At 34.7% G+C, this 13,539-nt stretch carries 12 protein-coding genes and 2 tRNA genes; 7 read left to right on the forward strand and 7 right to left on the reverse strand.

What is annotated here, in order from left to right:
• Nucleotides 1-34 precede the first annotated feature (34 nt).
• The 3 genes from EV201_RS10785 to EV201_RS10795 all read right to left on the reverse strand — a co-directional run bounded on the left by EV201_RS10785 (nucleotide 35) and on the right by EV201_RS10795 (nucleotide 2,168).
• Nucleotides 35-874: a peptidylprolyl isomerase gene (locus EV201_RS10785; RefSeq protein WP_130307571.1), complete on the reverse strand. Its 840-nt coding sequence runs from the start codon at nucleotides 872-874 to the stop codon at nucleotides 35-37.
• Between the two features lie 82 nt (nucleotides 875-956).
• The gene (locus EV201_RS10790) at nucleotides 957-1,778 is read right to left on the reverse strand and encodes a peptidylprolyl isomerase (protein ID WP_130307572.1); all 822 of its coding nucleotides are present in this window, start codon (nucleotides 1,776-1,778) and stop codon (nucleotides 957-959) included.
• Between the two features lie 39 nt (nucleotides 1,779-1,817).
• Nucleotides 1,818-2,168: a hypothetical protein gene (locus tag EV201_RS10795; RefSeq protein WP_130307573.1), complete on the reverse strand. Its 351-nt coding sequence runs from the start codon at nucleotides 2,166-2,168 to the stop codon at nucleotides 1,818-1,820.
• 141 nt (nucleotides 2,169-2,309) lie between these two features.
• Here EV201_RS10795 and EV201_RS10800 point away from each other — a divergent pair.
• The 4 genes from EV201_RS10800 to EV201_RS10815 all read left to right on the forward strand — a co-directional run bounded on the left by EV201_RS10800 (nucleotide 2,310) and on the right by EV201_RS10815 (nucleotide 4,302).
• Nucleotides 2,310-2,384 (forward strand) — tRNA-Val (locus EV201_RS10800).
• A gap of 29 nt (nucleotides 2,385-2,413) precedes the next feature.
• Nucleotides 2,414-2,488 (forward strand) — tRNA-Val (locus EV201_RS10805).
• A gap of 501 nt (nucleotides 2,489-2,989) precedes the next feature.
• Complete coding sequence (locus tag EV201_RS10810; protein WP_130307574.1) at nucleotides 2,990-3,550, forward strand: RNA polymerase sigma factor; 561 nt, start codon at nucleotides 2,990-2,992, stop codon at nucleotides 3,548-3,550.
• Nucleotides 3,547-4,302: a tetratricopeptide repeat protein gene (locus EV201_RS10815; protein WP_130307575.1), complete on the forward strand. Its 756-nt coding sequence runs from the start codon at nucleotides 3,547-3,549 to the stop codon at nucleotides 4,300-4,302. Before EV201_RS10810 ends, EV201_RS10815 begins: the two co-directional genes overlap by 4 nt.
• A 183-nt stretch (nucleotides 4,303-4,485) precedes the next feature.
• Here EV201_RS10815 and EV201_RS10820 read toward each other — a convergent pair whose 3' ends face one another.
• A complete protein-coding gene (locus EV201_RS10820) occupies nucleotides 4,486-7,344 on the reverse strand; it encodes a CHAT domain-containing protein (RefSeq protein WP_130307576.1) in 2,859 nt (952 codons plus the stop codon).
• A gap of 498 nt (nucleotides 7,345-7,842) precedes the next feature.
• Between EV201_RS10820 and EV201_RS10825 the strand changes: the two genes are divergently transcribed.
• Together EV201_RS10825 and EV201_RS10830 are read left to right on the forward strand one after the other, a co-directional pair.
• Nucleotides 7,843-8,670 (forward strand): sensor histidine kinase, encoded by an 828-nt coding sequence (locus tag EV201_RS10825; protein WP_130307577.1) that lies wholly within the window; start codon nucleotides 7,843-7,845, stop codon nucleotides 8,668-8,670.
• A gap of 130 nt (nucleotides 8,671-8,800) precedes the next feature.
• Nucleotides 8,801-9,505: an SIR2 family NAD-dependent protein deacylase gene (locus tag EV201_RS10830; RefSeq protein ID WP_130307578.1), complete on the forward strand. Its 705-nt coding sequence runs from the start codon at nucleotides 8,801-8,803 to the stop codon at nucleotides 9,503-9,505.
• Between the two features lie 66 nt (nucleotides 9,506-9,571).
• On the opposite strand, the gene EV201_RS10835 is transcribed toward EV201_RS10830, so the two are convergent.
• The 3 genes from EV201_RS10835 to EV201_RS10845 all read right to left on the reverse strand — a co-directional run bounded on the left by EV201_RS10835 (nucleotide 9,572) and on the right by EV201_RS10845 (nucleotide 12,872).
• Nucleotides 9,572-11,830, reverse strand: coding sequence for an inorganic phosphate transporter (locus tag EV201_RS10835; RefSeq protein ID WP_130307579.1), 2,259 nt, complete (start codon nucleotides 11,828-11,830; stop codon nucleotides 9,572-9,574).
• A gap of 168 nt (nucleotides 11,831-11,998) precedes the next feature.
• Nucleotides 11,999-12,373: a hypothetical protein gene (locus EV201_RS10840; RefSeq protein ID WP_130307580.1), complete on the reverse strand. Its 375-nt coding sequence runs from the start codon at nucleotides 12,371-12,373 to the stop codon at nucleotides 11,999-12,001.
• Nucleotides 12,374-12,482: 109 nt separating this feature from the next.
• Nucleotides 12,483-12,872 (reverse strand): methylglyoxal synthase, encoded by a 390-nt coding sequence (locus EV201_RS10845; RefSeq protein WP_130307581.1) that lies wholly within the window; start codon nucleotides 12,870-12,872, stop codon nucleotides 12,483-12,485.
• 245 nt (nucleotides 12,873-13,117) lie between these two features.
• Between EV201_RS10845 and EV201_RS10850 the strand changes: the two genes are divergently transcribed.
• Nucleotides 13,118-13,525 (forward strand): SPOR domain-containing protein, encoded by a 408-nt coding sequence (locus tag EV201_RS10850; RefSeq protein WP_130307582.1) that lies wholly within the window; start codon nucleotides 13,118-13,120, stop codon nucleotides 13,523-13,525.
• The last annotated feature ends 14 nt before the right edge of the window (nucleotides 13,526-13,539 follow it).

Below are 13,539 nucleotides of genomic sequence, written 5' to 3' on the forward strand. Positions count from 1 at the left end.
TCATGATTACCTCACTGCAAAAGAAAAACCAGCTTTAATATTTTAAAATACGAACTTTCATTTTCACATCCTGATAGGGTCTGTCATGCTTATCTGTTTTAAGACTGGCAATTTTATCAATCACATCAAAACCCGAAATGACTTCACCAAAAACAGTGTAGTTCTTGTCCAGATGCGGAACACCTCCTACCGTTGTGTATGCCTTTTTCTGTGCTTCAGTAAAAATTAATTTATCGGGAGAGCTTTGAAAATCGAAACTGATGTTTGTCTTAATTTTATTCGCAACCTCTCTAAACTCCTTAACTTTTTTATTTTTTTTCAACGAATCGAGCAACTCACGTTTTTGGGGTGTCAGATAGCGCTTTACAATTTGATTTCTCAAGGGTTTGTTTACAGCCTTCTCCATAGCGGTTAATTCTTCCATCGTATAAACTCTTCCTTGCGCAATATAAAATTGTGAAACATCCGATTCCTTGAAGACATTCACCTTATCGGGCTGACGTGCTGCAGCTAATGCCCCCTTTTTATGGAAATATTGTGGGAGAAATTCAGATTCAATCGTTCTGTTCGAACTGCCATAACCAATTTGTCGACCAGGTGCAGCTCCTCTTGAATCCTGTGAACCTCCCTGCAAAACAAAACCTTTGATAACCCGATAGAATAGCGTCCCATCGAAATGTTTATTTTCGATAAGCTGCAAAAAATTCTTACGATGCTTAGGCGTTTCCTTGTAAAGCATCAATTTAATATCACCTAAATTGGTTTCGATCAGTATAATTGAATTGGAGCTATTATACTGAGAAAATAGCTTAGTTGATGAAAAAAATAACAACAACAAAAATGTGAGAAATAGAAATCGCTTAGTCTGTTTCATGTCGAAAATTAGCTTTGTCAATTCAAAAAAACAAAAAAGCTCCGATGATTCGAAGCTTTTAAGAGTTATAAATTAAATCCAGTTATTGAATAATCGTAATTTTCATCTTAATATCCTTAAGTGGACGATCATTATCATCCGTTTCTTCTGCCGCAATCTTATCGATAATATCGAGACCTTCAATCACCTCTCCAAAAACGGTATAAGCCTGATCCAAATGAGGAATACCCCCTACTGTTGTGTAAGCCTCTCTCATAGCATCGGTTAAAACAAGAGTCTGAACTTTAGAAAGGGAGTCAATTTTGTGTTTCATCTCCTCCATTTTATCATTGAACAAATCGAACTCACCCCCTGTTTGAAGCTTGGTTAATTCATCTTTATACTGGGCTCTTTGATTCTCAAAAATTGCGTTCGCACGTTTTTTGTTAATACTGACTACAAGAGCCTCCAAAGCTTCCGGTTCATAAACTTTCCCCTGAGCAATATAAAACTGAGAACCCGAAGACATCATTTTTGGGTTCACACGATCACCTTCACGAGCTGCTGCTATTACACCTTTCTTATGAAACAAATTCGGGTTGAATTCAGCAGGTATATCATAACCAGGTCCTCCTTCACCAAGCATAACGCCAGGTTTTGCCCCTTTAGAATCGGGATCGCCACCCTGAATCATAAAACCATCAATCACTCTGTGAAAAAGGGTTCCATCGAAAAAACCTTTGTGAGCCAACTTAATAAAATTGTCGCGATGTAAAGGTGTTTCATCATATAACTTGATTTTAACAGCACCATATTCCGTGTCGATCTGAACGATGCGATCTTTCTTACCAAGCTTGACAGGCGTCTTGCAAGAGTAAGCTCCGGCTAAAAGAATAATTAAACTAAGAGTGATAAGTTTGTTCATAGCTTTATATTTCGTGTTTATTTAGGTTAGAATTCAAAATTAATTCTCAAGATAACCGTTCTCTTTAAAATATTCGACGATTGAGGATTTCAAAAGTAATTCTTCTTTTTCCTTAGAAAAAGGAGGTATCATTTTATTTTTTTTGAAAATTGGCCACTTATTTTCATCATACCCCTCAATCGAATAATAGTTCCATTTCATCAACAAACGGCAAGTCGCTAAATTAATATGTGCCATTTTATCGTCTTTTGAATAAAATTCTTTGAAGCCTTCTTCGCGCTCTTGTATGCCAATTAGCAGCAAAGTGCCATTTAAATCTGCATTCACATTAAAATCTTCAGAAATTTTATATAAAAGTTTGTTCCAGTCGCTTTCTAAATTATTGTCCATGTAATCAATTTTTTATGAGTCCTAAAAGTAGAGATTTTCAGCAAAAACAAAGGGCTGCACAGATCTTTTTTTATTTTTTTTTCAATTAGGGCTTGCGTATAAAATATTTCCCGCCTATATTTGCATCGCAATTAAGGGAAAGGGCGATTAGCTCAGTTGGTTCAGAGCACTTGGTTTACACCCAAGGGGTCATAGGTTCGAATCCTATATCGCCCACAATTGTATAACATACACACAGTCTTCTCGGGCGATTAGCTCAGTTGGTTCAGAGCACTTGGTTTACACCCAAGGGGTCATAGGTTCGAATCCTATATCGCCCACACCGAGAAATAAAAAGGAAATTTTCAAATGAAAATTTCCTTTTTTTTATTTACAAATCTAAACGAATATGTAAATAGAATTTATTTAAATCCTTATCAAATCTGTCTACCCCATAAATAGATCATATTTCAATGAAACCATTGATATTAGCCGAAATAAACACGTAAAAACCAAGACTGAAACTAATATATTTATGTCAATATGAAAAAGCCATAGAATATATATCAGAACCTGTTTATTTTTTACATATATTTACATTCACACAAATAAAGCAAGAATTCATCAGTATTTTAAGCAACTTCGTCACATATTCATTACCCTTGATATAAGTTAATGTTTTAATGAAATTATGTATAAATTATTGAAAAAGAGACATCTTTTCATTAATTTGTAAATAACTGGCAGTAAGTGTGATAAAAGACCTGATTAATTAATTGTTATTTTTTTTTCATTTCATTGGGTTACTTTTTGCAAAAAAAAGGAATAAAGGGGTAGATAACATGGATTACACAACAGAAGCAATTCTGGAAGGAATTGGAACAAGCAATAATGATGTACTAAATTACATCTATCGCAAGTTCTTTCCTGATACTTGCAGATTCGTTGAAAACAATAGTGGAACCAGTGAGGACGCACGCGATCTTTTTCAGGAGGCTATTATTGTAATCTATCGAAAAATGAAAAAGTCACCGATTGTGTTGACTTGTAATTTTCGAACGTATATCTACTCTGTATGCCGCCTATTGTGGCTAAAAAAACTTGAGAAAAGAAATGATAATCTTGACATTATCAAATCAGACGTTGTACTCGATCAACAGGTTGACGATGTAAGTAAGTCTTACGAACAAACTGAAAAGTACCGCCTGTATCAGAAGCATTTTAAACAATTACCTCCTGATTGTCAAGAGATCATGAAACTGTATCTTGAGAAAGTTTCTGCAAAAGAAATTGCAAAAAGAATGGGCTTTGCCGGAGAAGATTACGTAAAATCTAGGAAGTATAAGTGCAAGCAAACACTTATAACGAATATTAAAAACGATAATCAATTTACCGAAGTATGATGAACGAAAAAGATTTTGATCGTATAGAGAATTACCTAGACGGTCAGCTAAACGAAAACGAAATCTTAGATTTTGAAAAAGATCTAATGGATGATCTTGACCTGGAGATGGAACTAAATCTTCATAACGAGATAAACGAAGCTATAATGGAAGACGATGTCATGGAGTTGAGAAGTAAGCTCGAGGCCATCGATATTCCTGCAACTACTGAAGAAAAACGCAAGGCTAAATTCCATGGAAAATGGAGAATAGCAGCAGCCTCTATGATTCTTTTCATTGGAATGGCGAGTGTCTATTACATGTTGGGCAATAAAACCTACTCCAATGAGGAAATTTTCATGAATTACTACAAACCGTACGGTATTGTGATCAATACACGTTCCGGAACGGATACGAATGAAGCTGATCGAATACTGGATCAGGCTCTTAAATCGTACGAGGCCAAAAACTACCGTACAGCTTTATCTTTGTTTCAAACAATTCTGGAAAAAGACAGTACGAACTTAACCAGTAATTTCTATTCGGGTATTTCTAATATCCAAGTTCAAGAATACCTTAAGGCTAATAAGAATTTTCTGCGGGTGTTAGATCATAAAAACAACCTGTTTATAGAGCAGTCTGAGTGGTATTTAGGAATTTGCTACCTAATGACTAACAAAAGAGAAAAAGCTATTGAAACCTATCGAGCTATTGCCGAAGGAAATAGTTTCTATCGAACCAAGGCTAAAGAAATACTTAATAAACTAGAATAAATCGTTTCATCATACTATCGTTATATACAAGGATTGTTCTTTAAAAGAACAATCCTTTCTTTTTGTATAAATAGTTTCTTAAACGAAATGAAGGGTATTTCAGAGTCAAAACCTAGTTCGTCTGTGGAATAAAAGTAGATTATAGTTCTAATTGGAGACATTAAACCATCACAATCTTTCTAATTAGTTTAGAGTTTCATCCTTGATCTTTTTAGACACGGAGCGTTGCCAAATAAAATACAAACCTCCGAACAAAAGGACACCTCCAAGGAACATCAAAATCTTATGAATCATACTAAATCTAAACAAGGTTTGGGTATCACCAATGGCAACATAACCTGACCAAAAATAGGGGTGTGATTTCAAAGCATCAGCAGATTCCAGATAATCCAATTTAGCCTGCTGCAAGGCAACATCCTTAGGAAAGCTTTGAGCTAAATATTTGTAGAATGAAGACATCAAAGTAGAACCTGATAAGTCCTCAACTGTCCAAAGTGTCATGATTAAACTTGGACAACCGGAATAAAAGAAACCACGCGCTAAACTCATAACACCTTCTCCTTTCAGAAATTTTCCATCTCCCGAATTACAAGCACTCAGTACAACCATTCTTGCCTTGAGATTCATATTATAAATCTCATGAGTATTTAATAGGCCATCATTCAAACTGTCTCCTGTTTGACTGAAAACCAATTTTGAGTACATCGGATTTTCGTCATCCAGAATCGTATGCATTGCCAAATGTAATATGTCAAAACTCTCTGCTTTCGCCTTAAAATTCGTTTCAGAAGCAAACTCGTCCAGATAGGTTTCTCCCGTGAATATTTTCGAAATATTTTCTACTTCTATCTTAGCACCAGGCAAAGGATAAAGTTTGTTATTATGAACTTGTCTGGTTACCAAAATGGTGTCACTTACATTATCATACGAAGGCGCAAAAGCTAAGAGCTTTTTAGATGCAGAAGATGAAAATTCCTTTGCTGAATGCTTGTAAGCAATCGTTGCCGAATTTTGATAACTGATCGGATTGTGCCTTATTAAATAATCCAAATTACGGTAACTTATACTCTCGGGATCACCTTTCTCTTTTAATAAAACCCCAAAGGGCACATAGGCCAATTTACCTTCAGGAATAATGATTAAATGCTTTTTCTCAATCACCGCTTCGTAAGGCTCTATCATCAATTGGTAAAGCTTATGAGCCGAAGAAATATAATCCTGATAATATTTCATACTATTGTCAGAAAAATCATTTGTTTTTAGACTGTTCCGAATATTCTGAATATTAGCCTCCAATTCACCTTTCCTTAGAGTTGTTCTCTTCATTTCGAAAAAGTCACAGCCTAAAACAAAGGAATATAAGGTTGAATCAGAAAGAGCATATTCCATCAAAACTTCCTCTTCTTTAAGCTCTTTTTGTAGCTCATTTACAGAAATACTCGCATTATCATATTTCAGGGCGTAGTAGTCAGGATGTTCAGTCTCAAAACGCTTAACCATTTGTTCATACTCAGCATTTAACTCGAATAGTGTATGACGCCAATTTGAAATAGAATCCGCAACAGGCTTAAGTTGTTTTCTTTCCTGGTATATCTTTTCACGATAATCAGCAATATCTTGCTTTAACTGACGCTCTAAATTCTGCAAATCAAGAGGAATACCTCCAAAGGTTTTTGCATCAACATCGTTTAAATAATTTCGCAAACTCGAAGCTTTGACACGTTCTGAATATTTAAAAGCAATCTCTTTATACATTGGGTTACCCGTCAGTTCAAACAGAGTTGCTGCGACTTCAATAGCCAAAGAGAAAGTTTCATTTTCATTAGCACTCAGCGCCAATTTAGACTCCTCATCTTGATAAGCGATACGAATCTGGTCAATAACATTAACACATAAGTCGTAAGTCATCAGAGATGCCTTCAAGTATTTAATCTGATTCGTTGTTTTGTGGATTTTATGTAAAGTTGAAGCTTTGTCTGAAAGTATTTCAAGGGTCGTCAACTGCCCGTCAACCTGCTCAATATTGGGGTTTTCATCAAAGCCTCCCCCATGGAAATCATAGGTACTCGACACTAAAGCTTTTTGATAAAATTCCAAAGCCTTTAGATAATTCTCTTCCTTGAAATAAACCGTTCCAAAATTTTTCAAACAATGCGCCGTATCCGGATGCTTCAGTCCGAATTTAGCCAAATAAATATCATACGATTTGTTTAGATAGGCCTTAGACAATTTATTGTTTCCCCTAGAAGAATGAAAAATAGCATAATTCAAATAAAAACTAGCCAAATCTGAATTCCCTTCCCCATTAATTTTTATAGATTCCTCTATGCTCCATCTCAAATAGCGATCAGCCTCTTTGACATAACCTAATTCTCTATAACAATTCCCAATATTACCAAGATTTAAAGAAAGATCTTTAACATGCCTTTCCTTCTTAATCTTAAGCCCTTCCAATAAATATTTGAGCGCATTGGTGTAGTCCTTATTATTCTTTGAAACCAATCCAAGATTACTAATTACTCGATCCCTCCAACGTGTAGCTTCAGGATTTTTTTCAATAATAAAGAGTGCCGCCTCATAAAATTTCTGTGCTTTTAAATTATCTTTAGTATACAGGTAAATATTTCCCATATTTACATAGACTGGAGCCAATTTCCCTGATGATTCCCCAAAATATTTCTTACAAATAATTTCAGCGGAGTTAAAATAAATCAAAGCATCCTTAAACTTTCCCAATCTGACTAATGTAGCTCCATAATTAACCTTGTATCTATATAAAAGATTAAAATTCTTCAATTGAGACTCATCTATATTTTCTTCTACTTGTTTAAAATAGCTTTCTGCTCCCTTGTTATTGCGAGATCGTAATTCATTTACAGCCTTATTAAACAGGATCAGTAAAGACGAATCGGCAGAAATGCTTGTTTTAGACTGAAAAACTTGAGAAGGATTTGATGCTTCTGTATAAAAATTTGACGCCAAACACATCAAAAAGCATGAGGCAAGCAACAGATATCGAAATATTTCTTGATTTTTTTTCACAATAGAAAAGAAATTTTAACAGGCTGAATAGATGAATGATACACCCTTTAAAATTATTCAAAACATATCGATTTTATATGCTTTTGAAAAAAAACTTTCACTTTCCGGGTTACTTTTTACCCAAAAAGGGAATAAAGGGGTGTAAACAGAAAGCAATATTCACTTTATAATTTAAATAACCATGAAAAATTTTGAAATTCTTAACGCGGCTCAATTATTAGAAGTAAAAGGTGGTGCAAACGAGCTTACAACAAAAGATATGGCTGAAGAGTGTATAGTTTAATTTTTTTATTATTTTTCCAAAACTTACAACTATGAAAAACTTTGAAATTCTTAATTCAACAGAACTATTAGAAGTTAAAGGTGGTGCAAACGAACTTACAACAAAAGATATGGCTGAAGAGTGTATAGTTTAATAATCTACTCTATATTTCTGGAGGTTATTTCGATCAACCACGATACTCTCACAATTAAATAAACATTAGAAAAGATTCCTGCATGGAGAAACGTCCGACTTACTGCGAACTTGAAGAACAGTTGGCAGAGGCATTACGAAGAGCAGAGGGAGCAGAAGAATTAAAGAACGCTTTCCTTGCGAATATTTCACACGAAATACGCACGCCCATGAATGCTATTATAGGAGCATCGGATATCCTTCGCGACGAATCATTAACTAATGAAGAAAGAAATGAATTTGCTTCTATTCTAAATATTAGCAGTCGTTCACTTCTCGATTTACTCAATCGAATTATCGATTTATCCCAATTGGATTCCGGAATCATGAAATTACATGAATCTGAAACCGATCTGGAAGCTGTCATCATCAGGTTATATACAATCTATGAAGACAAGATTAAAATTCTGGATAAAGACATTACAATTGATTATCAAATCGATTGTCACAATCCCAATATTATTATTGATGGCGAAAAGCTTGAGAAATCAATCAGCTACCTTCTAGATAATGCCATTAATTTTACTCAATCCGGAAAGATTGAACTTTCTTGTACCTTACAAGATGATCAGGAGATTAAAATCTCTGTGAAAGACACTGGCGTGGGTATTAGTCAAGAACAACAAGAATCCATATTCAATAGATTCAACCAAGTTGATAACTCATATACACGTAAGCAATCCGGTGCTGGTATAGGCTTAAGCTTATGCTCAAGATATATGAAATTGATGCGTGGCTCTTTAAAACTAGAGTCTGAATTAGGACAAGGTTCAACCTTCTTCCTAAGTGTACCAACTTCCTTCAAAAAAGAAGAACTTGAAGAAATGGAAACCAACACGGGGATCCAAAACAGAAATAGTTTTGTAGGGTAATCTACAATTTTCCACTTTTTTTCTCACTTTACTATTCAGTTCAATTCCTGAACTGCAAACTTCTACATCCTAATTTTTATAAACTGATTTTCTTACCTTTAATTTCTGAATGAGATTAAATTAAGAGAATATGCATACCAAGAAAAAAATTGTTGTGCTTTCCGGTGCGGGAATTAGCGCTGAAAGTGGTTTAAGAACCTTTCGTGAAATGGGAGGCTTGTGGGAAGAATATGATGTGATGGAAGTTGCTAGCCCACAGGCTTGGGAGAGAAATCCAGAGCTGGTGACAAGATTCTATAACGAAAGACGCAAACAACTTCTAAAAAGCAAACCCAATCAAGGACATCTGATATTACAAGAACTTGAAAGGTATTTCGATGTTGAAATCATTACACAGAATGTGGATGATTTACATGAGCGAGCGGGTAGTTCAAAAGTACTTCATCTCCATGGGGAATTAAAGAAAGCCAGAAGTACAGCCGATCCAAATTTAATCTATGAACTGGATGGTTGGGAGCTCACAACAGAAAGCAAATGCGAAAAAGGATCACGACTTCGCCCCCATATCGTTTGGTTTGGAGAGGCTGTTCCAGCCATGTCAGATGCAATAAAAATTGTTTCTAAGGCAGATATACTCATTATTGTTGGTACATCTATGAATGTATACCCTGCAGCTGGATTAATTGATTATACCCCCTCAAATTGCCCTATATATGTCATAGATCCCAATGACGTGAATATGTCATCTTACGGAAATCGTACGTTTATAAAAGAGAAAGCAAGTATAGGAATGAATAAACTGTTTAAAATACTCGTTCCCAATAGTAACTCTTAAAAAAAGAGCTGTTCATTAGTATGAACAGCTCCTAATCTATATTATTATTTGAACTTTTACTTGTAATTATTCAAGATCCTCGTCTTCATTCGAAGTCGCAAAATCACGAGCCGATTTAAGCAGATTTCCAGCATAAAGAATCAAGTTCTTAGTTTCATTCAATATACCCAGGAATAAGACAGAATTACGTGTTCCAACTTTCTCAGCCTTGATTCTCTTTATTTGTTCTTTTCTGAATTTCTTAATTGATTTAAGAAGAACTTCCTGCTCTTCGAGAACCGAATCAATATTTTCATTCATGTAGTTCCTATCATTAATTATGGTATTAATGTGAGTAAAGAACTCAGACAATTTCGCTTGAATAATATTTAATTCCTCAATTTGTTCAGCTTGAAAGGCTTTATGATTGTTGTCGATATACTCATAAACGGGTTCAACAATAAAACTCGTTGCGTGGGCCATTTCACGAAGATAATCGATCAACTGTACATAGAAAGGTCCTGAATAAACGCTGTCTTCACGAAGTATTTTGACCATATCAGGAACCTGATTTTTGATTTTCTTAACTTCAGAATTCAACTTATTCACTTTCTTAGAACATTCCTTCAAATTAGCTCTGTCCTCATAAGCTAAACCCGTAATCATCTTTCCAAAGATACCAGGTATCTTAGCAGTCAAAGTAGAAACAGCATGTGTGCACTGCTCAGCAGCATCACCTTTGATAATTAAGGAGTCATCATCTTCATTTACTAGCATATCAGATTTACGCTTATGAATTCTATGAGAACGCACTACAAAGAATAAAGCCAGACCAAGTAAAAATACAATGGCATACCCACCAAACCAATTAATTAAATTAGCAAATATAAAGGCCGCCGAGAAAGCACAAAATGCAGTAAAGAACCAACCTCCAATTACCGTGATAACACCCGTAATTCTATAAACAGCTGAATCTCTACCCCAAGCTCTATCTGCCAAAGAGGTACCCATAGCAACCATAAAAGTCACATAAGTTGTTGACAGTGGAAGTTTCAATGATGTACCAAGTGCAATAAGGATACTCGCTACAGTAAGATTAACCGAAGCACGAATCATATCAAAAGAAGGGATATCTTTCTTATCAATACCGGCAACAGCGCCAGGATGAACAAAACTCTTATTAATACTTCTTTGAATTCTATCAGGTAAAATACTTTTTAAACGGTTATTTGCAGCTAAAGAACGACGTACGATGATTCGTCCAAAATAAGAAGAACCAAATCTTTCATCGCCTTCATTCTGATTACTCAAGCTTAACTCAGTTTCGGTAACCGTACGAGCTTTCTTTGAAAACCAAAGCGTAAGTGTCATCACAATACCAGCAATCAAAAGCAGATAGGTTTCAGTTTGCACTTTTCCTGTAAGAACCTCCATAGTTAAACTATATGGATCGCCAGCACCATTTGCAATATAAGCTTGAAATGATTTGAAACCTGCTAGAGGTACACCAATAAAGTTAACCAAGTCGTTACCAGCAAAAGCCATAGCCAATGCAAAAGTTCCAACCAGTACAATAACCTTAAGTATATTTAAGCGAATAAACCAAACCAATAACTGCAGGACAATTGTCCAACCAACAAAACAAGACGCTATAATTGTAAACGTATTTGACTTTATCCAAACAAGAGCTTCTTTTGATATAAATGAAGAACCCTTAGCCCCTTTAATTAAGATAAAGTAAGTGATAGCAGTAATAGCAAAACCACCGAAAATGGCTCCAAAATATTTAAAACGCTTGTCGTATTTATGTGTAAAAATAATTCGAGTAATGTATTGCACCAAAGCTCCTGCTGAGAAAGCAACTACGACACTCAGGAGAATACCCGTTATTATGGCGAGAGCTTTTGCCGAATTGATATAGTTACCCAAATCCAAAAGCGTTTGGTCAGAATTCATGATTTTAACCAAAGCAACGGCTACTGCAGCTCCAAGCAATTCAAATACAATAGAAACTGTTGTAGAAGTTGGCAGACCAACCGTGTTGTAGAAATCAAGCAGAATAATATCTGTTAACATCACGGCCACAAAAATGATCATGATTTCAGCAAAATAAAACTGATCAGGATGAAAGATACCCTTACGAGCAACTTCCATCATTCCACTGGAAAACGTTGCACCAACAAGAATACCCAAACTGGCAATTATAAGAATAGCCCAACGTGGAGCGGCTTTAGATCCAAATGCTGAATTCAAAAAATTTACAGCATCATTACTCACCCCAACAATAAGGTCGGAGATTGCAAGTGCAAAAAGCACAACAACAATAATCAAATAAAAATTATCCATGTTTTTTCGTATGTAAGTTCACAACAAAACTACATACGGACCAAAAAACAGGTGTTGCCTCAAGTTTACCTTTGTGTTAATTTAAAGTTAACACTTTTAAAACGCGTCTTATAACACTGATTATAAGCAATTTTAAATTAACAAAGATAGCTCTTCTAAAATTTATTTTTAAGCTAAAATCCAATCTCTAGCGGCTTCTAATGTGCTAAAAGGTTTTGATTTGTAACCATCTTCCTTTGCTTGAAATAACACAGGGATAACAAGATCTTTAGGATCTACGGTAATTAGCGCAATTTTAGATCCTCCAAAAACATGAAGATACTTTTTATAAAAATTAGATATTTCAATGTATCTGCTCACCTCAAAATCGAAAGTAGACTTTCGAAAATCTAAAATAAAACCTTTTACATGATTGGGGATTAATTTATTATTGATGGCTTGCTCCCATGAGGATATAATGTCTTCTACTGTGATCAAGCCGTAGTAATTTTTATAAAGAATTGATGTTTCTGAATCAAATTCGAATTTGAATTTATCATTCATATCTAAAGGCTGGGGTTAGTCGTGTATTCAAAAAAAATAATTACCAATAAACAAAAAAAAACTCACATTCCTATAAAGAAATGTGAGCCTATAAAGTACATCAGTAAAATTATTCTTTATTCTTCTCAATTTCAGATTTATTGAGCTTAACAAGAAAGTCAGCTGTTGCCAAATTCAAGGCTATAGGTACATTATTTAATACAGCTGTTCGAATTAAGGTTTGAATATCATGCTCGTGTCCATGTGGTGTTTCAGCATCGATCAAGAAAATAACTTCATCAACTTTTCCTTCAAGAATCTGTGCCGCTAACAAGATATCGCCTCCGTTTGGACCATGCCCGAACCCCTCAACCTCGAGGTCTAAAACTGAATTTAATAATTTTGACGTGTTAGATGTTCCAATTAATTTGTGTTTTTTCAATTCATCAAGGTGGCGCTTTACCCAAGCCAACATCTCACTTTTCTTCTGATTATGCGCAACTAATGCAATTCTTTTCATTCGTATATTATTAATTTTTTAAAAATCGATTTTATATTAACATTCAACAAATGCTTAACGATAGCATAAATTGAATATCTTATATATAAGAAATTGTTACCGACAATCGGTATCCAAAAATAATCAGAATCTGTATAAAATCACTTATACTCATGTTAAATAAAGATTATTATACGTTTGAGGTTTACCTAAATCTGTTATATTTGTTAGTAATTTGATTTGCATTATATTAAATTTGCATCCATATGAAAACAAGATTTAAGATACTATTTATTGCATTCCTTAGTTTGACTATTGGAATGAGTGCCTGCAAGGACGAAAAGAAAACCTTGAAGAACCCAAAGGCGAGTAAAAAAATCGTAAAAACTGTCAAAAAGGAAGCTGTCAAAAAGGTCGTTCCCAAAGAAGTTGTTAAAAAAGCGATTAATAAGTATTTTTTAATCTCAGCCAGTTTTAAGAATAAAGCCTATGCCGAAAGGTTACAAGCTAAACTTCAGAAAGAAGGCTACGATTCACAAATTATTCTTTCTAAAAATCAATTTTACCGTGTTTCCTACAAGGGCTTTTCTGATCGTTCCAAAGCATTTAAGGAACTAAAAATCGCTCGATCAACACAGGGGCAAGAAAACGTTTGGTTGCATATAAAGCATTAACTATATTTAGATCT

It is taken from the genome of Ancylomarina subtilis (assembly GCF_004217115.1).
GTDB classification, from domain to species: domain Bacteria; phylum Bacteroidota; class Bacteroidia; order Bacteroidales; family Marinifilaceae; genus Ancylomarina; species Ancylomarina subtilis.